At 71.3% G+C, this 20,053-nt stretch carries 15 protein-coding genes; 5 read left to right on the top strand and 10 right to left on the bottom strand.

The annotated features are described in order from the left end of the window. Positions 1-15: 15 nt before the first annotated feature. Positions 16-3,513, top strand: coding sequence for a transcription-repair coupling factor (mfd, locus tag ACA089_RS02405; RefSeq protein ID WP_372013046.1), 3,498 nt, complete (start codon positions 16-18; stop codon positions 3,511-3,513). A 36-nt stretch (positions 3,514-3,549) separates the two neighbouring features. On the opposite strand, the gene ACA089_RS02400 is transcribed toward mfd, so the two are convergent. From ACA089_RS02400 to ACA089_RS02390, 3 genes are all read right to left on the bottom strand, one after another. Continuing rightward, positions 3,550-5,373, bottom strand: coding sequence for an SLC13 family permease (locus ACA089_RS02400; protein WP_372013044.1), 1,824 nt, complete (start codon positions 5,371-5,373; stop codon positions 3,550-3,552). Further along, positions 5,370-6,446: an Lnb N-terminal periplasmic domain-containing protein gene (locus tag ACA089_RS02395; protein ID WP_372013042.1), complete on the bottom strand. Its 1,077-nt coding sequence runs from the start codon at positions 6,444-6,446 to the stop codon at positions 5,370-5,372. Before ACA089_RS02395 ends, ACA089_RS02400 begins: the two co-directional genes overlap by 4 nt. A gap of 112 nt (positions 6,447-6,558) precedes the next feature. Continuing rightward, positions 6,559-8,118: a phospholipase D family protein gene (locus ACA089_RS02390; RefSeq protein ID WP_372013040.1), complete on the bottom strand. Its 1,560-nt coding sequence runs from the start codon at positions 8,116-8,118 to the stop codon at positions 6,559-6,561. A 309-nt stretch (positions 8,119-8,427) separates the two neighbouring features. Between ACA089_RS02390 and ACA089_RS02385 the strand changes: the two genes are divergently transcribed. Beyond that, positions 8,428-9,480: an NAD(P)H-dependent flavin oxidoreductase gene (locus ACA089_RS02385; protein ID WP_372013038.1), complete on the top strand. Its 1,053-nt coding sequence runs from the start codon at positions 8,428-8,430 to the stop codon at positions 9,478-9,480. Here the strand turns inward: ACA089_RS02385 and ACA089_RS02380 are convergent. The 5 genes from ACA089_RS02380 to gpmA form a co-directional block, all read right to left on the bottom strand. Further along, positions 9,477-9,821: a DUF3325 domain-containing protein gene (locus ACA089_RS02380; protein WP_372013036.1), complete on the bottom strand. Its 345-nt coding sequence runs from the start codon at positions 9,819-9,821 to the stop codon at positions 9,477-9,479. The genes ACA089_RS02385 and ACA089_RS02380 overlap by 4 nt on opposite strands. Next, a complete protein-coding gene (locus tag ACA089_RS02375; protein ID WP_372013034.1) occupies positions 9,814-11,502 on the bottom strand; it encodes a PepSY-associated TM helix domain-containing protein in 1,689 nt (562 codons plus the stop codon). The genes ACA089_RS02380 and ACA089_RS02375 overlap by 8 nt, the downstream gene beginning before the upstream one ends. An 8-nt stretch (positions 11,503-11,510) precedes the next feature. Next, complete coding sequence (locus ACA089_RS02370; RefSeq protein WP_372013033.1) at positions 11,511-11,831, bottom strand: iron uptake protein; 321 nt, start codon at positions 11,829-11,831, stop codon at positions 11,511-11,513. 37 nt (positions 11,832-11,868) lie between these two features. Continuing rightward, positions 11,869-14,043 (bottom strand): TonB-dependent siderophore receptor, encoded by a 2,175-nt coding sequence (locus tag ACA089_RS02365; RefSeq protein WP_372013031.1) that lies wholly within the window; start codon positions 14,041-14,043, stop codon positions 11,869-11,871. Positions 14,044-14,381: 338 nt separating this feature from the next. After that, entirely contained in the window at positions 14,382-15,131 is a 750-nt protein-coding gene (gene gpmA / locus ACA089_RS02360; RefSeq protein WP_372013029.1) for a 2,3-diphosphoglycerate-dependent phosphoglycerate mutase, read from the bottom strand. A 291-nt stretch (positions 15,132-15,422) separates the two neighbouring features. Between gpmA and ACA089_RS02355 the strand changes: the two genes are divergently transcribed. The 3 genes from ACA089_RS02355 (at position 15,423) to ACA089_RS02345 (ending at position 18,504) form a co-directional block, all read left to right on the top strand. Then, positions 15,423-16,286: a pirin family protein gene (locus ACA089_RS02355; protein WP_372013027.1), complete on the top strand. Its 864-nt coding sequence runs from the start codon at positions 15,423-15,425 to the stop codon at positions 16,284-16,286. Between the two features lie 89 nt (positions 16,287-16,375). Further along, the gene (gene aqpZ / locus ACA089_RS02350) at positions 16,376-17,098 is read left to right on the top strand and encodes an aquaporin Z (protein WP_372013025.1); all 723 of its coding nucleotides are present in this window, start codon (positions 16,376-16,378) and stop codon (positions 17,096-17,098) included. A 161-nt stretch (positions 17,099-17,259) separates the two neighbouring features. Next, positions 17,260-18,504, top strand: coding sequence for a polyhydroxyalkanoate depolymerase (locus ACA089_RS02345; RefSeq protein WP_372013023.1), 1,245 nt, complete (start codon positions 17,260-17,262; stop codon positions 18,502-18,504). A gap of 82 nt (positions 18,505-18,586) precedes the next feature. On the opposite strand, the gene ACA089_RS02340 is transcribed toward ACA089_RS02345, so the two are convergent. After that, a complete protein-coding gene (locus tag ACA089_RS02340) occupies positions 18,587-19,522 on the bottom strand; it encodes a sensor domain-containing protein (RefSeq protein WP_372013021.1) in 936 nt (311 codons plus the stop codon). Then, complete coding sequence (locus tag ACA089_RS02335; protein WP_372013019.1) at positions 19,519-19,884, bottom strand: PadR family transcriptional regulator; 366 nt, start codon at positions 19,882-19,884, stop codon at positions 19,519-19,521. The genes ACA089_RS02340 and ACA089_RS02335 overlap by 4 nt, the downstream gene beginning before the upstream one ends. Positions 19,885-20,053 lie beyond the last annotated feature (169 nt).

The raw sequence follows: 20,053 nt of genomic DNA, 5'->3' as shown, positions 1-20,053 counted from the left end.
TACAATGCGCAGTCCATGCCGCCCGCGTCCCCATCCGTGTCCCCCACTCCCCCGCTGCCGCGCCGCGGCCAGGCCCGCGCCTGGTGGCAGGTGCCGGCTTCGCCTTCCGCCCTGGCCTGGCACCTGGCCCAGGCGGCGCGCGCGCATCCGGGTCCGCTGCTGTTCGTGGCCCGCGACAACCATTCCGCGCACCAGGTCGAGGCCGACCTGCATACCCTGCTCGGCCAGGACGCCACGTTGCCGGTGGTGCCGTTCCCCGACTGGGAGACGCTGCCCTACGACCGCTTCAGTCCGCATCCGGACATCGTCAGCCAGCGCCTGGCTGCGCTGCAGCGCCTGCCGCAGCTGGAGCGCGGGATCGTGGTGGTGCCGGTGCAGACCCTGCTGCAGCGCCTGCCCCCGCTGCGCTACATCGCCGGTGGCAGCTTCGACCTCGCCAGCGGCCAGCGCCTGGACCTGGACGCCGAGAAGCGGCGCCTGGAAAGCGCCGGCTACCGCAACGTGCCCCAGGTGCTGGACCCGGGCGACTTCGCCGTGCGCGGCGGCCTGCTCGACGTATACCCGATGGGCGCCGACGCCCCGCTGCGGATCGAGCTGCTGGACGACGAGATCGATTCGATCCGCAGCTTCGACCCTGAAAGCCAGCGCTCGCTCGACCGGATCGACGCGGTGCGCATGCTCCCCGGCCGCGAGCTGCCGATGGACGAGGCCAGCATCGCCCGCGTGCTCGACACCCTGCGCGAGCGCTTCGACGTGGACACCCGGCGCAGCGCGCTGTACCAGGACCTGAAGGCCGGGCTGGCGCCGGCCGGCATCGAGTACTACCTGCCGCTGTTCTTCGCCTCCGGCCGCGATGGCCACGATGCGACCGCCACCCTGCTCGACTACCTGCCGGTGAGCGTGCTGCCGGTGCTGGCCGACGGCAGCAACGCGGCGGCCACCGCGTTCTGGCAGCAGACCCGCAACCGCTACGAGCAGCGCCGCCACGACGTCGAGCATCCGCTGCTGCCGCCGGAGGAGCTGTACCTGCCGCCGGACACCCTGAGGGAGCGGCTCAACCAGGGCATCCGCATCGAGGTCTGCGGGACCGAGCACGCGCGCCGCGACGAAGCCGCGCCGCTGGGCGACCAGCCGGCGCCGTCGCTGCCGGTCGCCGGCCGCGACCACCACGTCGCCGGCGAGGCGCTGCGGGCCTTCCTCGGCAGCTATCCGGGCCGGGTGCTGGTCGCGGCCGACTCGCCGGGCCGGCGCGAGGCGCTGCTGGAAGTGCTGCAGGCGGCCAGCCTGCAGCCGAAGGTGGTCGCGGACTTCCCGGCGTTCCTCGCCGGCGGCGAGCGCTTCGCGCTGGCGGTGGCGCCGCTCGAAGACGGCTTCGCGCTGGACGAACCGCGGCTGGCGGTGCTCACCGAACGCCAGCTGTTCCCCGAGCGCGCGACCCAGCCGCGCCGCGCACGCCGCGCCGGGCGCGAACCGGAAGCGATCATCCGCGACCTGGGCGAGCTGACCGAAGGCGCGCCGATCGTGCACGAGGACCACGGCGTCGGCCGTTACCGCGGCCTGGTCGCGATGGACATCGGCGGCATGCCCGGCGAGTTCCTCGACATCGAATACGCCAAGGGCGACCGCCTGTACGTGCCGGTGGCGCAGCTGCACCTGGTCAGCCGCTATTCCGGCGCCTCGCCGGAAACCGCGCCGCTGCATTCGCTCGGCGGCGAGCAGTGGACCAAGGCCAAGCGCAAGGCGCAGGAGAAGGTCCGCGACGTGGCCGCCGAGCTGCTGGAGATCCAGGCGCGGCGCCAGGCGCGCGCCGGGCTGGCGCTGGACGTGGACCGCGCCATGTACGAGAGCTTCGCCGCCGGCTTCCCGTTCGAGGAAACGCCGGACCAGCACGCCGCGATCGAGGCGGTGCTGCGCGACCTGCAGTCCAGCCAGCCGATGGACCGGGTGGTCTGCGGCGACGTCGGCTTCGGCAAGACCGAAGTCGCGGTGCGCGCGGCGTTCGCCGCCGCCAGCGGCGGCCGCCAGGTCGCGGTGCTGGTGCCGACCACCCTGCTGGCCGAGCAGCATTACCGCAATTTCCGCGACCGCTTCGCCGACTGGCCGCTGAAGGTCGAGGTGCTGTCGCGCTTCAAGACCAAGAAAGAGATCGAGGCCGAACTGCAGAAGGTGACCGAGGGCGGGATCGACGTGATCGTCGGCACCCACCGCCTGCTGCAGCCGGACGTGAAGTTCAAGGACCTGGGCCTGGTCATCGTCGACGAGGAACAGCGCTTCGGCGTGCGCCAGAAGGAGGCGCTGAAAGCCCTTCGCGCGAATGTCCACCTGCTGACCCTCACCGCCACGCCGATCCCGCGCACGCTCAACATGGCCATGGCCGGGCTGCGCGACCTGTCGATCATCGCCACCCCGCCGCCGAACCGGCTGGCGGTGCAGACCTTCGTCGTGCCCTGGGACGACGCCCAGCTGCGCGAGGCGTTCCAGCGCGAGCTGGCCCGCGGCGGCCAGCTGTACTTCCTGCACAACGACGTGGAAAGCATCGGCCGCATGCAGAAGCAGCTGGCCGAGCTGGTGCCGGAGGCGCGCATCGGCATCGCCCACGGGCAGATGCCCGAGCGCGAACTGGAACGGGTGATGCTCGACTTCCAGAAGCAGCGCTTCAACGTGCTGCTGTCGACCACGATCATCGAGTCGGGCATCGACATCCCCAACGCCAACACCATCGTCATCAACCGCGCCGACCGCTTCGGCCTGGCCCAGCTGCACCAGCTGCGCGGGCGCGTCGGCCGCTCGCACCACCGCGCCTACGCCTACCTGCTGGTCCCCGACAAGCGCTCGATGACTCCGGACGCGGAGAAGCGGCTGGAGGCGATCGCCTCGATGGACGAGCTCGGCGCCGGCTTCACCCTGGCCACCCACGACCTCGAGATCCGCGGCGCCGGCGAGCTGCTGGGCGAGGACCAGAGCGGGCAGATGGCCGAGGTCGGCTTCAGCCTGTACACCGAGCTGCTCGAGCGCGCGGTGCGCAGCATCCGCCAGGGCAAGCTGCCGGACCTGGACGCGGGCGAGGAAGCGCGCGGCGCGGAGGTCGTGCTCAACGTGCCGGCACTGATCCCGGAGGACTATCTGCCGGACGTGCACACCCGCCTGACCCTGTACAAGCGCATCTCCAGCGCCCGCGACGCCGAGGCGCTGCGCGAGCTGCAGGTGGAGATGATCGACCGCTTCGGCCTGCTGCCGGATCCCGTCAAGCACCTGTTCGCCATCGCCGAGCTGAAGCTGCAGGCGCAGGCGCTGGGCATCCGCAAGCTGGAGCTGGGCGAGAACGGCGGCCGCATCGTGTTCGAGGCCAAGCCCCAGGTCGACCCGATGTCGGTGATCCGGATGATCCAGCAGCAACCCAAGCTGTACGCGATGGAGGGCCCGGACAAGCTGCGTATCCGCGTGCCGCTGCCGGAAGCCCCCGACCGCTTCAACGCCGCCCGCGCCCTGCTGGCCACGCTGGCACCGGGCTGACCGGGCGGCCGGGCGGCGACGCCCGCCGTCGCGGGCCTACATGCCGAACAACCACGGCACCATCAGCACGACCACCAGCAGCGACATCAGCCCCAGCGGGGTGCCGATCCTGACGAAGTCGCCGAAGCTGTAGCCGCCCGGTCCCACCACCAGTGCGTTGACCGGCGAGGACACCGGGGTCATGAAGGCCGCCGAGGCGGCCAGGGCCACCGTCATCGCGAACGGATACGGCGACATGCCCAGGTGGTCGGCGATCGCCAGCGCCACCGGGGCCATCAGCACCGCGATCGCGGTGTTGGAGATGAACATGCCGAACACCGCGGTGACCAGGAAGATCGCGGCCAGCACCACCCGCGGCCCCGCCTCGCCGACCGCGCGCAGCAGCAGGTCGGCGGCCAGGTCCACGCCGCCGGTGCGCTGCAGCGCCAGCGAGAACGGCAGCATGCCGACGATCAGCACCAGGCTGGGCCAGTGGATGGAGCGGTAGGCGCTGCGCAGGTCCACGCAGCCGGTCAGTCCCATCAGCAGGCAGCCGATCAGCGCGGCGTGCACGTTCGGCACGACGCCGCCGACCATCAGGCCGATGGTCAGCACCAGGCAGGCCAGGGCGAACGGCGCGCGCGCGGCGGCGGGTGCGACGTCCTCCGATTCCAGCGGCAGGCCCAGCAGGATCAGGCCGTCGGCACCCGTGCCGAGCGCCCGGATCGCGGGCCATGGCCCGGCCACCAGCAGGGTATCGCCCAGCTCCAGCGGCTCGTCGGCGAGGTCGCGCACTTCGGCGGTGCGTCCGTGCTTGAGTCCGACCACGACCAGTTCGTGCCGGTCCTGCAGCCGCGCCCGCTTCGCGCTCACCCCCAGCAGTGGCGAGTTGGCGGCCACCATCATCTCGGCCATGCCGATGTCGTTGGCATAACCGCCGAAGCCCCCGCCCTCCAGCGCGAGCGGCTGCAGGTCAAGGGACTCGAAGCGGCCGATCGCGTCGACCGCCGGATCCCGCAGGTGCAGGAGCAGGATGTCGCCGGGCGCCAGCCGGCGGCCATCGGCCGACAGCAGCTGGCGCTGGCCGAAACGGCCGTTCTGCTCGACCGCCAGCACGGTCATGCCGGCCAGTTCGCGGCCTTCCAGTGCCGAGGCGATGCGCCCCGCCAGCGGCGACCCGCCGCGCAGCTGCACGCGGAACGCGCTGCCCTGCAGCCGGTATTCGCCGATCCAGTCCTCCAGGCGCGGGCCGCGCGCGGACACCACCGGCGCGCCGCGACCCAGCCAGCGGCGCGCGAACAGCATCCAGCCGGTCGACAGCGCCAGCACCACCATGCCGAACGGCAGGAAGTCGAAGAAGCCGAAGCCGGCATGGCCCTCGCGCAGCAGCTCGCCGTGCACCACCAGGTTGGGCGCGGTGGCCACCAGGGTCATCATCCCGCTGCACAGCGCGGCCACGCTGAGCGGCATCATCAGCCGGCCCGGCGCGATCCGGCTGCCACGCGCGATCCGCAGCACGATCGGGATGAAGATCGCGACCACCCCGGTGGAGCTCATCACCGAGCCCATCGCGCCCACCGCGGCCATCAGCGCCACGACCAGCACGGTTTCGTCGCCGCGCGCCACGCGCAGGATGAAGGTGCTGATCCGCTGCGCGAGGCCGGTGCGGACCAGGCCCTCGCCGATCACGAACAGCAGCGCGATCAGCACGATGCTCGGGTCGGCGAAGCCGGCGATTGCCTCGCCCGCGTCGATGACCCCGGTGAACGGCAGCGCGGCCACCATCAGCAGGGCCACCACGTCGGCCCGCGGGCGACCGAGGGAGAACAGGACGATGGCCACGCCGAGCAGGCACAGCACGAGGAGCAGGTCCTGGCTCACGGCCGCGCCTCCGCGCGGGCGGCGGGGAGGGCCCGCGGCACCGGCCGCCCCTGGCGGATCAGGCGCGAGAACGCCGGATCCCGGTCCGCGGCCCGGGCCGCCTCGTTGATCCGCGACAGCGCACGCAAGCGGGCGAACGGGATCGAGGTGTCGACCAGCCCGGCGTCATGGAGATAGCGGTCGCTCCAGCCATTGAGCAGGTGGCGGACGTCCCAGCCGGCGTCCCGCCCGGCCTGGTTGGCGTAGCGGACGATGTTCACCGTGCAGTTGTTGCTGAGCAGGTTGTAGAACTCCGGCCTGGCCGCCACCGCGTTGATGCGCGCGGCGTAGACCAGGAACAGCCGCCGCGCCGCCCCGGCCGAGGCGGTGGTGCGGTACAGGAACACCTCTTCGTCGCGGTGGTTGCTGCGCACGCCGACGAGGTCGCGCTCGTCGCCGACCACGTAGACCAGCTCGAAGTGCCGCAGCAGGCCCGGCAGCGCGTCGAAGCTCTCGCCCTGCTCGGGCCGGATCTCGATCGAGATGGCGACCGGATCGGCGCCGGCCACCTGGAAGCTCAGGAAGGTATGCGCAATGATCCCGTCCGGCTGCCAGTAGGACACGAAGAAGTCCACGCCGCGCAGGTCGGACAGGCGCAGCTCGCGCTGCTCCCAGCGCTCATCGAAGTCCTCGCGGCTGCGGTAGCGGAAATTGCGGTAGCCGGTGATGCGCACGCGATCACCGTCGAGGTGGATGCGCGGCATCACCGCCACTTCGGGCCGCCACGGACGCTCGTTCGAAGGACGGATGCCCCACCAGGCCACCAGCACGACCGCCGCGACCGCCAGGCAGGCCAGCAGCGGCCAGGCCCGCCGCGCATGCCACAGCGACCAGCCGGCGATGCCGGCGTAGATGCAGGCCGGCACCCAGTGGCCCGGCAACGGCGGCGGACCGGCACCGATCAGCAGCCCGGCCCAGGCCAGGGGCAGCACCAGCACCAGCCCGACCGCCCACCGCAGCGCCCGCGGGGTCCCCGTTCCCAGCCAGGGCAGCAGGCGGAATCGGGAGATCGGGGCTTCCACCGGCGCGGCCATTCGCGGCTTCCGTTGCGGGCGCGGCAGCGGCCCGGGCGATGCGGCCGCACGTTAGCACAGCCCCTGCGGCCGGCCGCCGGAGCGGTGGCCAGCGCGAAGCGGAACGCCGCGGCTAGAGCTGCGACTCGACCGGCAGCCAGCCGATGAACCGCGCCGCACCGCGCCGCCAGAGGCTGGCTTCCGGCTCGCGGTCCCATGCCTTCGGCGGCTGGGCCGCGTCGTCGTGCCAGCGCAGCGCACCGTCGACCAGTTCGACCCGGTAGCTGATCGCCGCGCCGGTCTTGCGCGCGTACAGCGCGTCCAGTTCCGCCGCCGCATCCGCGTTCTCGAACAGCAGCCCCATCTCGGTGTTGAGGTTCATCGAGCGCGGGTCCAGGTTGAACGAGCCGATGAAGCCGCGTCGCCCGTCGAGCACGTAGGCCTTGGTGTGCAGGCTGGCCCCGCTCGAGCCGAACAGGCTGGCGCCGGGACTGCCGTGCGGCTTGAGCTCGTACAGCGAGATCCCGCGCTCGAGCAGGGGGATGCGGTAGCCGGCGTAGCCGCCATGCACCGCCATCACGTCGTTGGCCGCGAGCGAGTTGGTCAGGATGCCGACGTCCACGCCGCGCCGGCGGATGCCGTCGAACCAGTTCACGCCCTCGGTGCCGGGCACGAAGTACGGCGAGATCAGCTTGAGGTCGCGCCTGACCGAGGAGATGTGCTCCACCAGCACCGGCGTCATCCAGTCCGGTTGCGGGGTCGCGCCCTCGGCCTTTTCCGGGGGATCGGACACGATCGCCGCATCGGCGGTCCAGTGCATGCGCGCCCTGCCCTGCATGAGGTCGCGCACGCGCGGCGATCGCTCCAGCCGCTGCAGGTAGGGCAGCGCGCGCGGCGAGCCCAGCCCGGCATCGATGCTCGCCCGTACCCGGTCGAGCGCGCCCGGTCCCGGGTCCACCAGCGCCGACAGCGGGATCGCCGAGGCGCTGTTCCAGTACGCGTCGAAGATCGCCTCGGCCTGCTTCACCGGCGGCCCGATCACCGCCGCGTCGGTGTCCATGAAGTTGATGTCGGCCGCCGCGTCGAAGTACTCGTCGCCGATGTTGCGGCCGCCGACGATCGCCACCCGCCCGTCGGCGATCCAGGTCTTGTTGTGCATCCGCCGGTTGAGGCTGAAGAAGCGCAGCAGCAGCTCCACGCCGCGGGCGATCGTGCCTTCGCGCGCGCGGGTGGGGTTGAACAGGCGCACCTCGATCTGCGGGTGGCTGTCGAGCGCGGCCAGCACCGAGTTGCTGCCGTGCACGTTCATGTCGTCGAGCAGCAGCCGCACCCGCACCCCGCGGTCGGCCGCCGCCAGCAGTTCGTGGTAGATCAGGTTGCCGGTGAAGTCGGCGTGCCAGATGTAGTACTGCAGGTCCAGGCTGCGGCCGGCCGCGCGCGCGGTGGCCGCGCGCACGGCGAACGCGTCGAGGTTGTCGGCGAGGATGACGATGCCCGCCTCGTCCGGCCGCGCCGACGTCAGCGGCGAGATCGCCCGGTCCAGCGGGGTGCCGGCCGGCTGCACGTCCAGCGCATGCGAAGCCGGCCCGCGGGCGCTTTCGGCGAAGCGCCCGTAGGCGTAGAGCGACAGCAGCGAGGCGGCCACGAACGCCACCAGCGCGATCCCGATCCACTTGAGCGTCTTCTTCTTCATGTCCCGTGGGCGCGGCCGCTGCGGCGAAAGACGCGGCGATTGTAGGCAACGACCGCGATGGCGTCGTGTGGACGCCGGCCGGCCCGGAGCCGGCGCGGGCGACGCCGGCGAAGCGCCAGCCCGCCGGCCGCTGCCCGAACGCCCCCTTCGGCTGCAGCCCGCCCGGCATCGACACGCGCAGCCGGACATCCCCGGACCAGGCGAGCGGACCCACCGCCAGGCAGGCCGGAAGTCGCGGCCGGCGCGGCCGCCACCGCAGCCCGGGACCACCGCGCATACTGGTCCCCCCAACGTCGCGACCGGCCGGCCATGCCATCTCCCGCGCTGTCCCCGCTGGCCCGGCAGCTGGGCCTGTCGATCCCGTTGCTGCTCGCGCCGATGGCGGGCGTGGCCGGTGCGGACCTCGCGATCGCCATCGCGCGCGCCGGCGGCCTGGGCGCGATCGCCGCGGCCACGCTCACGCCGTCGCAGCTGCGCGAGGAGGTCGCCCGGTTCCGCGGCGCGATCGACGCACCGCTGAACCTCAACTTCTTCGCCCACCGCGACGTCGCGCCCACCGCCGCGGCGGTGGCGCGCTGGCGCGCGGCGCTGCAGCCGCTGCATGCACGGCTGGGCCTGGAGGTTCCGGCCGGCGTCGGCGCCGGACGCCGTCCGTTCGACGAGGCGACCGCCGCGCTGATCGAGGCGCTGCGGCCGGCCGTCGTCAGCTTCCACTTCGGCCTGCCCGGGGCCGCGTTGCTGGACCGGGTGCGCGCCACCGGGGCGCTGGTGCTGTCCAGTGCCACCACGGTCGCCGAGGCGCGCTGGCTGGCCGGACGCGGCGTCGATGCGGTCATCGCCCAGGGCAGCGAGGCCGGCGGGCACCGTGGCATGTTCCTCGAGACGGACGTGGCGGCCCAGCCAGGCCTGGCCGCGCTGTTGCCGGCGGTGGTCCAGGCCGTCGACCTGCCGGTGATCGCCGCCGGCGGCATCGCCGATGCGCAAGGCATGCGCGCGGCGCTAGCGTCGGGAGCGGCCGCGGTCCAGGCCGGCACGGCGTTCCTGCGCAGCCCGGAGGCGGCGACGCCGCCGTTCCACCGCCGCGCCCTGGCCGAAGCCGCCGCGCGCGGCACCTGCGTGACCAACGTGTTCACTGGCCGGCCCGCGCGCGGGCTGGTCAACGCCCTGGTGGAGGAGCTCGGCCCGATGTCGCCGGACGCGCTGCCGTTTCCGTATGCAGGCTCGTCGCTCGCCGCGCTGCACGAGCTCGACCGGCGACAGGGACGCGGCGACTACTCGCCGATGTGGGCCGGCGAGGCGGCCGGTGAGTCCAGGCCCGATCCGGCCGCCACGATCGCCCGCGCGATCGCCGGCGCGGACTAGGCCTGGCGCGGCGCGGAGGCGCGCACCCAGGGGGCCAGGACGCCGAGCCAGCGCGCGCGCCAGGCCAGGGTGAACGCGACCGCCAGCGCCGACCCGGCGACGGCCATGACCCAGACCAGCACCGCCATCGAGGCGTGGTCGGCCGCCAGGCACAACGCCAGTCCCAGTACCAGGCCGCTGCCGCCGAGCAGGCGCAGGGCCCGCGCCGTCGAAGGCGTCGGCGCCCTGCCCCAGACCTGCTGCGCGTGGACCGGCATGGCCAGCGCGAGCCATCCCATCCCCGCGACGCAGGCGGCAAGCGCCGCGGCCAGCAGCATCCCGGCGTGGCTGGCGTCAGGCATGGACGGGATGCTCCGTCGAGGCGAGCGGCGCCGCGACCGCCGCGCGGCGCCCCAGGGCGCGAGCGGTCGACGCGGCGATCGCCGCGCTGGCCAGCAGCGCCAGGTCGACCCCGGCCACGGGCCAGTACCCGGCCGCGAGCGTGCGCAGCAGGTGGTCGCCGGTGGTGATCCAGTTCAGCAGCACCGCGGCCACCGCCATCGCGGCGATCGCCCAGCACTGTTCGCGCCAGGCCGGGTTGGCCCGGCTCTGCGCCACCGGCGCGCTGCGCCAGGCCGCGTGCAGCAGCGCCAGCAGCCAGGTGCCCCAGAACGCGTAACGCTCCCAGTCGCCGCGTGCCGGCAGCCCCTCCGGCAGCAGCCGGTTGGCGACCAGGATGCCGAGCGCGGCCAGCACCATGCCGGTGACCGTGGCCACCGCCAGCGCATCGACCACGCGGGCGCCCTGGCTGCCGCGCGCCGCGTGCTGGCGCTTGCGCTTCTCGACGAAGAACACGAACCCGGTGGTGATGCACACCGCGCCGGCCAGCCCGCCGAGCACGTACAGCCAGCGCAGCAGCCAGTGGCGGAAATGCTGCAGGTGCAGGCCGGTGAGGAACTCGGCGACGCGGCCGACCGGGGTCGCGGCCGGGTCCTCGCGGATCAGCTCGCCGGTGGCGGCCTTGAAGTGGATGCCGTCGCCCACCAGGGCGATGCGGTCGGTGCCGGCGCGGTACACGCTGACGTAGCCGTTGGCGTCGCCGACGTGCTGCAGGACCAGGAAGCCGACATCGCCGGCCTTGCCGTTCGCCTGCCAGCGGCGCTGGGCCTCGGCGACCATCGCGTCGACGTTGGCGAGCCCGCCCGGCACCCCGGCGCGCGCGTGCGGCAGGCCGGTCTGGGTGGCCTCGACCTGCGCGTGCAGGTCGTGCAGGTCGTGCAGCTGGGTGTGGCCGACCGGGAAGAAGTAGGTGGCCGAGAAGATCACCAGCCCGGTGAAGGCGAAGAAGAAATGGAACGGCAGCGCCACCACGCCGGTGAGGTTGTGCAGGTCCAGCACGCTGCGCAGCCCGCCCTTGCCCGGGCGGAAGGTGAAGATCTCGCGGAAAATCTTGCGGTGCATGACCACGCCGCTTACCAGCGCGACCAGCATCATCAGCGCCGAAAAGCCGACGATCCAGATGCCCAGGTTCTTCCAGTCCAGGGTCAGGCTGTAGTGCATCGGATAGAAGAAGCCGCTGCCCAGCTTGAGCCGGTCGTCGGGCAACAGGCTGCCGTCGCGCGGATCGATGGTGGCCTCGGCCCAGATGGTCTCGTCGGGGTCCCTGGCATTGGGCACGGGGTAGCCGGCGAACAGCGCCAGCACCGGGTCGCGGTGGGTGGTGTAGGCGCTCCAGCTGGCCACGGTCTCGAAGCGTGCCGGCAGTTCGCCGTCCACGCGCGGGCGTACCGCGTCGACCGCCTCGGGCGTGGGCTGCATCCGCTCGAAGGCAGGCCGCAGGACCCGCTCGTACGACGGCATCGGTTGCGGCTCGATGCGCGTGGCCGGGATCGACCAGCGGTCGATCTCGCGGTCGAACACCGACAGCGCGCCGAAGAAGAACGCCGCCATCAGCACGAAGCCCAGCACCAGGCCGAACCATGTGTGGATCCAGGCCATGGCCTGGCGGAAGCTCTGGAACAGCGGTGGGTTTTCCTGCTTCATGCCCGGCCTCAGGTGATGCCCGCCTGGAGCAGCGAACCGGCCGCGGCCATCGCCGCGCCGCCGCCGGCCAGCGTCAGCCATACCCGCAGCAGGCTGCGCCGGCTGGCCACGGCCCACAGGAACAGCGACAGGAACACCAGCAGCCCGAGCGCGCTGGAGAGGAACTCGGCGTCATGGAATCCCATCCCCGCCCTGAACAGCGCCGCCGTGGCCAGGGCGATGAAGCCCCAGCTGAAGGCGTAGCCGCCGAATACCCCGGCCGCGACCCGCGCAGCGAGCTGCAGGCGCGGGCCGCCGGAGGGAATGGGAGTTACACGGATGCTGGACATGGCGGGCGGCTGGTGTCGTGGCGTGGGCGCGGCCTGGTCAGAACCGCCAGTTCAGGGTGACGGTGTAGTTGCTCGGCGCGCCGTAGTAACCACTGTAACGCAGGGTGTTGATGTACTTCTCGTTGAACACGTTGTTGACGTTCAGGCGCAGGCTCGCGTTTTCGACGAAGTCCCACGCCATGAAGCCGTTGACCACCGCGTAGCTGTCCTGGCGGACCTTGAAGCCGCTGCTCTCGGTGTTGGAGATGCCGCTCTGCCAGCGGCCGCCGATGCCGTACGACAGCGCGGCATAGCCGGGCGCGCGCGCGCTCAGGACCAGGTTGGCCGAACGCCGCGGCACCCACGGATAGGTGTCGTCGCCGTTGAGGCCGTCGAGCTTCATCGCGGTGTAGCCGGCCACCAGGTCCAGGTTCTCGGTCAGCCTGCCGACCGCTTCCAGCTCGATGCCGGTCGATTCCACGTCCACCGGCGCGTAGATGGTCTGGCCGAACTCGTTGTACTGCCCGGTCGGCGTGGCCAATCCCTGCTGGTCGGCCTTGAACACCGCCAGGGTAGTCAGCAGGCGCTGGTCCAGCCACTCGGCCTTGAGCCCGGCCTCGTAGTTCACGCCCTTGCTCGGGTCCAGGTAGCGGTCGTTGGCATCGACCTGGTCCTGCGGCTGGTAGATGTCGGAATAGCTGACGTAGCCCAGCACCTTGTCGGTGAAGTCGAAGGTCAGCCCGGCGTAGGGGCTGGTGTGGCTGGTGGTCTGGTCGAACGTCAGCGCGTAGGAGATGCCGTCGCGGCGGTACTGGGCGTAGTTGGCGCCGACGATCGCGTTGAAGCGGTCGGTGAGCGAGATGCGGGTCGCGCCGAACACGCGCTTGAGGCGCTGGTTGAGCACCGAATAGAGCGAAGGATCGCTCCACGCCGGCTCCGGGATGGCATCGGTCGGGTACGGGAACGGCGGCAGCGGGCCCCAGGCCGGCGAGGAGAAGTCGGCCGACAGTTCCCAGCCGTTCGATTCGGCGCGGGAAATGCTGGCCCCCAGCATGGCCTGCTGCTCGCGGCCGAACAGCTCGAAGCGGCCGTCCAGGGTCACCGCGCCCAGGTGCGCGTCCGACTCGTCACGGCCGCCCCACGGGTAGCCGACCAGCCCCAGCCCGGTGTCCGGGTCCAGCCCGGTGGCGAGGCCGTCGTAGGCATAGAACATGCGGTCGTCGCCTTCGCCCCGGCGGTAGTTATAGGAGGCCCTCAGCTGCCAGTCCGCGCCGAGCTGGTGGGTGTACTCGACGAACGCCGTCTGCTCGGTGGTGTTCCAGTAAGTCCAGTCCTGCGTCGTCGTCGCATCGCGCGGCCATTCGTTCTGGGTGCCATCGCTGTTCATGAACACCAGCGCGCCCCACATGATCCCGTCGGACTTGGCCCGCTGGTACGAGTAGCCGAAGGCCAGCGTGCCGTTCTCGCCGACCTGGCCATCGACCACGCCGTACAGGTAGGTGCGGCTGTTCTCGTTGGCCTGCAGCCAGGACTCGCCGTCCTCGTGCGCGGCGACCACCCGCCCCGCCCAGGTGCCGTCGACGGTGAACGGGGTCGAATAGTCGGCTTCGGCGCGCAGCGTGTCCCACGAGCCGTAGCTGAGGCCGAGCATGCCCTGGGCCTCGTTGGTCGGACGCTTGCGCACGTAGTTGATCGTGCCGGCGGCGTTGCCGACGCCGGTGAGCAGGCCGTTGGCGCCGCGGATCACCTCGACCTTCTCGTAACCGAAGGTGTCCATCGCACCGGTGGCGATGCCCCAGCTGTTGGGCATGCCGACGCCGTCGATCTGGGTATTGAGGATGTCGAAGCCGCGCGCACTGTAGCTGGTGCGGTTGGTTTCCCACTCGTCCACGCGCACGCCGGTCGCCAGCCGCAGCGCCTCGTTGACGCTGTTGGCGTTGAACTGGCTCATCAGCTCGCTGCCCACCACGCTGATCGACTGCGGGGTGTCCTTGATGTCCAGGTCCAGGTTGGTGGCGCCGTTGCTGACCCGGTTGGCACGCTGGGCGACGACCAGCACCGCGTCCAGTTCGGTGGTGGTGGCGTCGGCGGCGGCCTGCGCCGCGCCGGTGGCGGACTGCGGTGCCGCGGTGGCCATGGCCGAGGCGCCGGCCAGGACCAGTCCGATCGCGAAGGTCAGGCCGCTCTGGGTCGGCGGAAGGGTACGCGCGGCGGACGGGCGGAAACGGGACATCGGATGCATCGGGGAAACGGGCCTTTGTCGAATCGGAGGGGACCGGGAAATCCGCACCGGTTCGTTTCGACGGCGCGGCCCGGCAACGGCGGCCCCGGGCAGCGCCAGCGGCGCTGCGGCCGGGCCGCGCCTGCGGGAGCCCTGACCAGCGCCACCCGACGGAGTGCGCGATATTTAATGCGAATCACTCTCATTTTACAAGAAGCAGGACACCCCGCCCGGCGCCGCGGCTCGTTTCCGCCCTGTCCCCATCGCCACCCGGACGCGCCAGGCAGGCACGCGAACGAAAACACCCGGCCGGAGCCGGGTGTCATGTCCTGCCTCGGAACGGAGGGCTGCTACTTCGCCTTGCCCTGGTTCGCCACGGCCTCGGCGGCGCGACGTGCCGCCTCCGGATCGCCCAGGTAGCGGTGCGACCTCACCCGCAGCTCGTCGTCCAGCTCGAACAGCAGCGGGATGCCGGTGGGGATGTTGAGCTCGAGGATCTCCTCCCGCGACACGTCGTTGAGGTGCTTGTACAGCGCGCGCAGCGAATTGCCGTGCGCGGCCACCAGCACGGTCTTGCCGGATTTCAGCGACGGGGCGATGGCGTCGTGCCAGTAGGGCAGCACCCGCTCCAGCGTGGTGGCCAGCGACTCGGTCGACGGCAGCGCGTTGCGGTCCAGGCCGGCGTAGCGCGGGTCGTTGGCCGGATGGCCCGGATCGTCCAGCGGCATCGGCGGCGGCGGGATGTCGTAGGAACGGCGCCAGATCTTGACCTGCTCCTCGCCGTGCTTGGCCGCGGTCTCGGCCTTGTCCAGGCCTTGCAGCGCGCCGTAGTGGCGCTCGTTGAGGCGCCAGCTCTTGTGCACCGGCAGCCAGTCCTGGTCCAGCTCGCCCAGCGCCAGGTTGAGGGTGCGGATCGCGCGCTTGAGCGTGGACGTGTAGGCCACGTCGAAGCGCAAGCCCTCTTCGCGCATCAGCCGCCCGCCGGCAGCGGCCTCGGCGCGACCCTGCTCGGTCAGGTCGACGTCGACCCAGCCGGTGAAGCGGTTCTCGAGGTTCCACTGGCTCTGGCCGTGGCGGAGCAGGACGAGCTTGCGGGTCACTGGGGGAATCTCCATGCGATCGGGAAAAGCGGGAGGCCGATTCTAGCGGCTTGTCCGGCGGCATGCCGGCGCGATGCATCCCGGACCGCCACGGTTTTGGCTGCAACCAAGGCGGCGGATCGTCCGCATGAAAAAACCGGAAACGCGGAGTGCGCGTCACGCACGCCCCGCACGCCCCCCGCGATGCACGCGGCCGGCATTGCGGGACCGGGAAGCATCGTCGCACGCACGTACCGGCCATCCGCGTCGATCCGTGCCATCCTCGCCGCACCCCATTCCGAAGGAGTCGCCGTGACCACGATCATCGAACCGCGCGTGCACGACCTCGGCGACGGCTTCCTGGTGCGGCGCGCGGTGCCCTCGATCCAGGCGCGTAGCGTCGGCCCGTTCGTGTTCGTCGACCACATGGGGCCGGTGGTGTTCGAGGGCGGCCGCGGCATGGACGTGCGGCCACACCCGCACATCGGCCTGGCCACGGTCACCTTCCTGTGGTCCGGTGCGATCAACCACCGCGACACGCTCGGCTTCGAGCAGGTGATCCGGCCCGGCGACGTCAACTGGATGACCGCAGGCCGCGGCATCGCCCATTCCGAACGCACGCCGGCCGCCGAACGCGCCGCCGGACACGAGGCCCACGGGATGCAGACCTGGGTCGCCCTGCCGAAGGCGCACGAGGAAACCGACCCGGCCTTCTTCCACCATCCCGCCGCGACGCTGCCCCAGCAGCAGCGGGAGGGCGTCTGGCTGCGCGTGATCGCCGGACGCAGCTATGGCGAGGAATCGCCGGTGAAGGTGTTCGCCGACACGCTCAACGTCGCCATCGACCTCGCCCCCGGCGCCGAGCTCGCCCTCGATGACCACCACGTCGAACGCGCGCTCTACATCCTCGAGGGCGAAGCGCAGCTCGACGGCGCGGACGTGCCGGCCCGCCACCTGATCGTGCCCGACCGCGGCACGCGGCCGAAACTGCGCGCCAGGTCACCGGTGAAGGCGATGCTGCTGGGCGGCGAACCGCTCGATGGCCACCGGCACCTGTGGTGGAACTTCGTCTCCAGTTCCAAGGACCGCATCGAGCAGGCCAAGCAGGACTGGCTGGAGGGGCGCTTCGGCAGGATCGAGGGCGACGACGAGTTCATTCCCCTGCCCCAGCGCTGAGCCTCCCCTTTAACGAATCGGCAACGCCTCCCCGCTGGCCCGGGCGTACGCTCCGCCTGCCCGGACCGGGCTCATCTGTGGGGATGGCAATGACTCTGACGAAGCGATTGGCGGCCGAGTTCCTCGGCACGTTGTGGCTGGTGCTGGGTGGTTGTGGCAGCGCGGTGCTGGCGGCGAACTTCGGTGGCGACGGCAATCCGCTCGGCATCGGCCTGCTGGGCGTGTCGCTCGCCTTCGGCCTGACCGTGCTGACCGGTGCGTTCGCGTTCGGCCATATTTCCGGTGGGCATTTCAATCCGGCCGTCAGCCTGGGCCTGTGGGCGGGCGGACGCTTCCCCGCCAGCGACCTGCTGCCGTACATCCTGGTGCAGGTGGCCGGCGCGATCGTCGCCGGCTTCCTGCTGCTGCAGATCGCCAAGGGCGGCGGCGGCTTCGCGATCGATCCCTCCGCGCCGGGCGCGTTCGCCAGCAACGGCTATGGCGTGCGTTCGCCGGGGGGCTACACCCTGGCGGCCGCGTTCATCACCGAGGTCCTCCTGACCGCGTTCTTCCTGGTCGTGATCATGGGCGCGACCCATGGCCGCGCGCCGGCCGGCTTCGCGCCCATCGCCATCGGCCTGGCCCTGACCCTGATCCACCTGATCAGCATCCCGGTCACCAACACCTCGGTGAACCCGGCCCGTTCGACCGGCGTGGCGCTGTTCGCCGGGGCTGGCGCGATGGGCCAGCTGTGGCTGTTCTGGGTCGCGCCGCTGGTGGGCGGGGCCCTGGGTGGGATCACCTATGCCTGGCTGAGGCCGGCAAACGAGTGACGTAACCTGCTGATCGGACGGGGCTTCAGGCCGCGACCGCCGGTCCGGTTCACGCCGTTGAACGGCGTGCCACCGGGACGGCGGCAGGCCCCTGCCCCGGGCTCCGTGAATCGGGGTAGCATTGTGCGATGCAGCACTCCGACCGGAAGCGTGGCCAATCCATGCTCTACCAACTCCACGAACTCAATCGCGCGATGATGGCCCCCTGGGTCCACCTGGCCGAGGCCAATTCGCGGATCTTCTCCAACCCGTCCAGCTGGGCCTCGTCCCTGCCCGGCGCCGAGCGCATCGCCGCCGGCAACGAACTGGTCCACCGGCTCGGCAAGGACTACGAGAAGCCGCCGTGGAACATCCACGAGGTCGAGGTCGAGGGACACAAGGTTCCGGTGCTGGAACAGGAAGTGCTGCGCAAGCCGTTCTGCCGCCTCGTCCGCTTCAAGCGCTACAGCGACGACGCGGCGACCATCGGCGCGCTCAAGGACGATCCGGTCGTGCTGGTCGTGGCGCCGCTGTCCGGCCACCACGCCACCCTGCTGCGCGACACGGTAAGCACCCTGCTGCGCGACCACAAGGTCTACGTGACCGACTGGATCGACGCGCGCATGGTGCCCGTGACCGAGGGCGCGTTCGGCCTGGACGACTACGTCGCCTACGTCGAGGACTTCATCCGCCAGATCGGCGCGGCCAACCTGAGCGTGATCAGCGTCTGCCAGCCCACCGTGCCGGTGCTGGCCGCGGTCTCGCTGATGGCCGCGCGCGGCGAGCCGCTGCCGCGTTCGCTGGTGATGATGGGCGGTCCGATCGACGCGCGCCGCAGCCCGACCGCGGTCAACAGTCTGGCCACCCGCAACCCGCTGTCGTGGTTCGAGAACAACGTGATCCACAGCGTGCCCCAGCCGTATCCGGGCGAAGGGCGCGACGTGTATCCGGGCTTCCTGCAGCATGCCGGGTTCATCGCCATGAACCCCAGCCGCCATTTCATGTCGCACTGGGATTTCTATTCGGACCTGGTCAAGGGCGACCTGCAGGACGCCGATTCGCACCGCCGCTTCTACGACGAGTACAACGCGGTGCTCGACATGCCGGCCGAGTACTACCTCGACACCATCCGCACCGTGTTCCAGGAATTCCTGCTGCCGCGCGGCGAGTGGGAGGTCAATGGCGAGCGGGTCAAGCCTTCGGCGATCAAGGGCACCGCGCTGATGACCATCGAGGGCGAGCTGGACGACATCTCCGGCGTCGGCCAGACCCAGGCCGCGCACGACCTGTGCACCGGCATCCCGAAGGCGAGGCAGAAGCACCTGACCGTCGAGGGCGCGGGCCACTACGGCATCTTCAGCGGCCGCCGCTGGCGCGAGAAGGTCTATCCGCAGGTGCGGGACTTCATCGCCCGGCACGCCGGCTGACCCCGCCGCGCAGCCCCGGGCCATACGACGAAAGCCCCGCATCCGCGGGGCTTTCGTTTTTCCTGCGCCGGCCGGCCGCGCCTCAGACCACCGGGTCGCGGACCAGCAGCTGCTTGGCCAGCCAGCCATGGAAATGGCCGACGAAACGCGCCAGGTGCAGCGTGGCGAACAGCAGCAGCACGCCGACCAGCAGGCAGACCGGCCACAGCCAGGGCGAGGACGGGACCACGTCGATGCCGTCCAGCGAGAACGCACCGGCATGGCCCAGCATCAGCGCCGCCGGGGCGGCGATCAGCGCCAGGGACAGCGCCAGCAGGGTCACGGCGACGCTGAAATAGGCCGTGCCCAGCGGCAGCATCAGCAACAGGTAGCCCATCGCCGTCCACGTGCGCCAGTCGGTGAACAGCTCGCCCAGGCGGGTCAGCCACGGCTTGTCGCGCTGCGTGTACAGCGGCCGGCGCGGCATGCGCACGCCCAGCAGCACCTCGACGACGCGCCCTTCCACCAGCGACAGCAGCCGGACCGACATCAGGAACAGCAGCAGCAGCGGGATGCCGACGATCAGGATCAGCAGGCCGGCCGAGAGGCTGGCGCCGGTGACCACCCAGCTGAAATAGAACGTCCCGGTGGCCAGCGCCAGCAGCATGTAGAACAGCGAGCCGTAGGTGTACGGATCGGCGACCACGCCGAAGAAGCGGCCCGCCAGCGAGCGCCGCTTGGGCGGACGCGGCGGGCGCAGCGCGCGGTTCACGGTGACTTCCGTCTCGCGATAGATGTCGGCCACTTCCTCCGGGGCGCCGTAGCTGCCCGCCACCGAGGCGATCACCTCCGCCTCGCTCCTGCCCGCCTGTTCGGCCATTTCCGAACGCAGGTATTCCTCGGCGTCGTAGAGCGCGTCCTGGACCATGGCCGGGTCGGCGCCCTTCAGCGCCGCCCGCAGCTGTTCCAGGTACTCGGGGATGGTGGTCGGCAGCGGACGTGCGTGTTGCAGCGGCACGTAGGGGTTGGTTGCGTTCATGCGGATACTCCCTCCAGCACGGAATCGACGGAATCGCGGGTGGCGCGCCAGGCGGCGGCCCACTGGGCGAGGGCTTCGCGCCCTTCGCCGGTGATGCGGTAGTAGCGCCGCGGTGGCCCCGCCACCGACGGCTCGACATGGCTCTCCAGCAGGCCCGCACCCTCCAGGTTGCGCAGGACCGGGTACAGCGCGCTCTGCTTGCCGCTGAGCACGCCCTCGCCGACCTGCTCCAGCCGCTTGGCGATGAGGTAGCCGTAGAGGGGCTCGGCCGCCTGCGCCAGCACGGCCAGCAGCGCCAGCGAAACGGTGCCGGCGCTGAGTTCCTTCTGGAACTTCTTCAGTTGCGCTTCGCTTTCGCCCATGTCCGTCGCTCCACTAGGTGCAGGTTCGCTACGTTGGAGAGCAATCTATTCTCAACTTCGCTATAGCTCATGTGCCATTAGTCAGGCCACCCTTCGCCCCGCCTGCCCCGGTGCCGCCTCTCCGCAGCGCCGGCGGTCTCCCCGGCGTGCCAGCCAGAAACATGAACGA

This window comes from Pseudoxanthomonas fibrivorans (assembly GCF_041464125.1).
Lineage (GTDB): Bacteria > Pseudomonadota > Gammaproteobacteria > Xanthomonadales > Xanthomonadaceae > Pseudoxanthomonas.
Note: the sequence above shows the minus strand (reverse complement) of the source record. Positions and strands in the feature narration are given on the sequence as shown.

Coding starts and splice junctions, on each gene's coding strand:
- ACA089_RS02365 (WP_372013031.1), bottom strand. CDS start 14,043: ATGTCCCGTTTCCGCCCGTCCGCCGCGCGTACCCTTCCGCCGACCCAG.
- ACA089_RS02395 (WP_372013042.1), bottom strand. CDS start 6,446: ATGGCCGCGCCGGTGGAAGCCCCGATCTCCCGATTCCGCCTGCTGCCC.
- mfd (WP_372013046.1), top strand. CDS start 16: ATGCCGCCCGCGTCCCCATCCGTGTCCCCCACTCCCCCGCTGCCGCGC.
- ACA089_RS02380 (WP_372013036.1), bottom strand. CDS start 9,821: ATGCCTGACGCCAGCCACGCCGGGATGCTGCTGGCCGCGGCGCTTGCC.
- aqpZ (WP_372013025.1), top strand. CDS start 16,376: ATGACTCTGACGAAGCGATTGGCGGCCGAGTTCCTCGGCACGTTGTGG.
- ACA089_RS02335 (WP_372013019.1), bottom strand. CDS start 19,884: ATGGGCGAAAGCGAAGCGCAACTGAAGAAGTTCCAGAAGGAACTCAGC.
- ACA089_RS02375 (WP_372013034.1), bottom strand. CDS start 11,502: ATGAAGCAGGAAAACCCACCGCTGTTCCAGAGCTTCCGCCAGGCCATG.
- ACA089_RS02340 (WP_372013021.1), bottom strand. CDS start 19,522: ATGAACGCAACCAACCCCTACGTGCCGCTGCAACACGCACGTCCGCTG.
- ACA089_RS02345 (WP_372013023.1), top strand. CDS start 17,260: ATGCTCTACCAACTCCACGAACTCAATCGCGCGATGATGGCCCCCTGG.
- ACA089_RS02385 (WP_372013038.1), top strand. CDS start 8,428: ATGCCATCTCCCGCGCTGTCCCCGCTGGCCCGGCAGCTGGGCCTGTCG.
- ACA089_RS02390 (WP_372013040.1), bottom strand. CDS start 8,118: ATGAAGAAGAAGACGCTCAAGTGGATCGGGATCGCGCTGGTGGCGTTC.
- ACA089_RS02370 (WP_372013033.1), bottom strand. CDS start 11,831: ATGTCCAGCATCCGTGTAACTCCCATTCCCTCCGGCGGCCCGCGCCTG.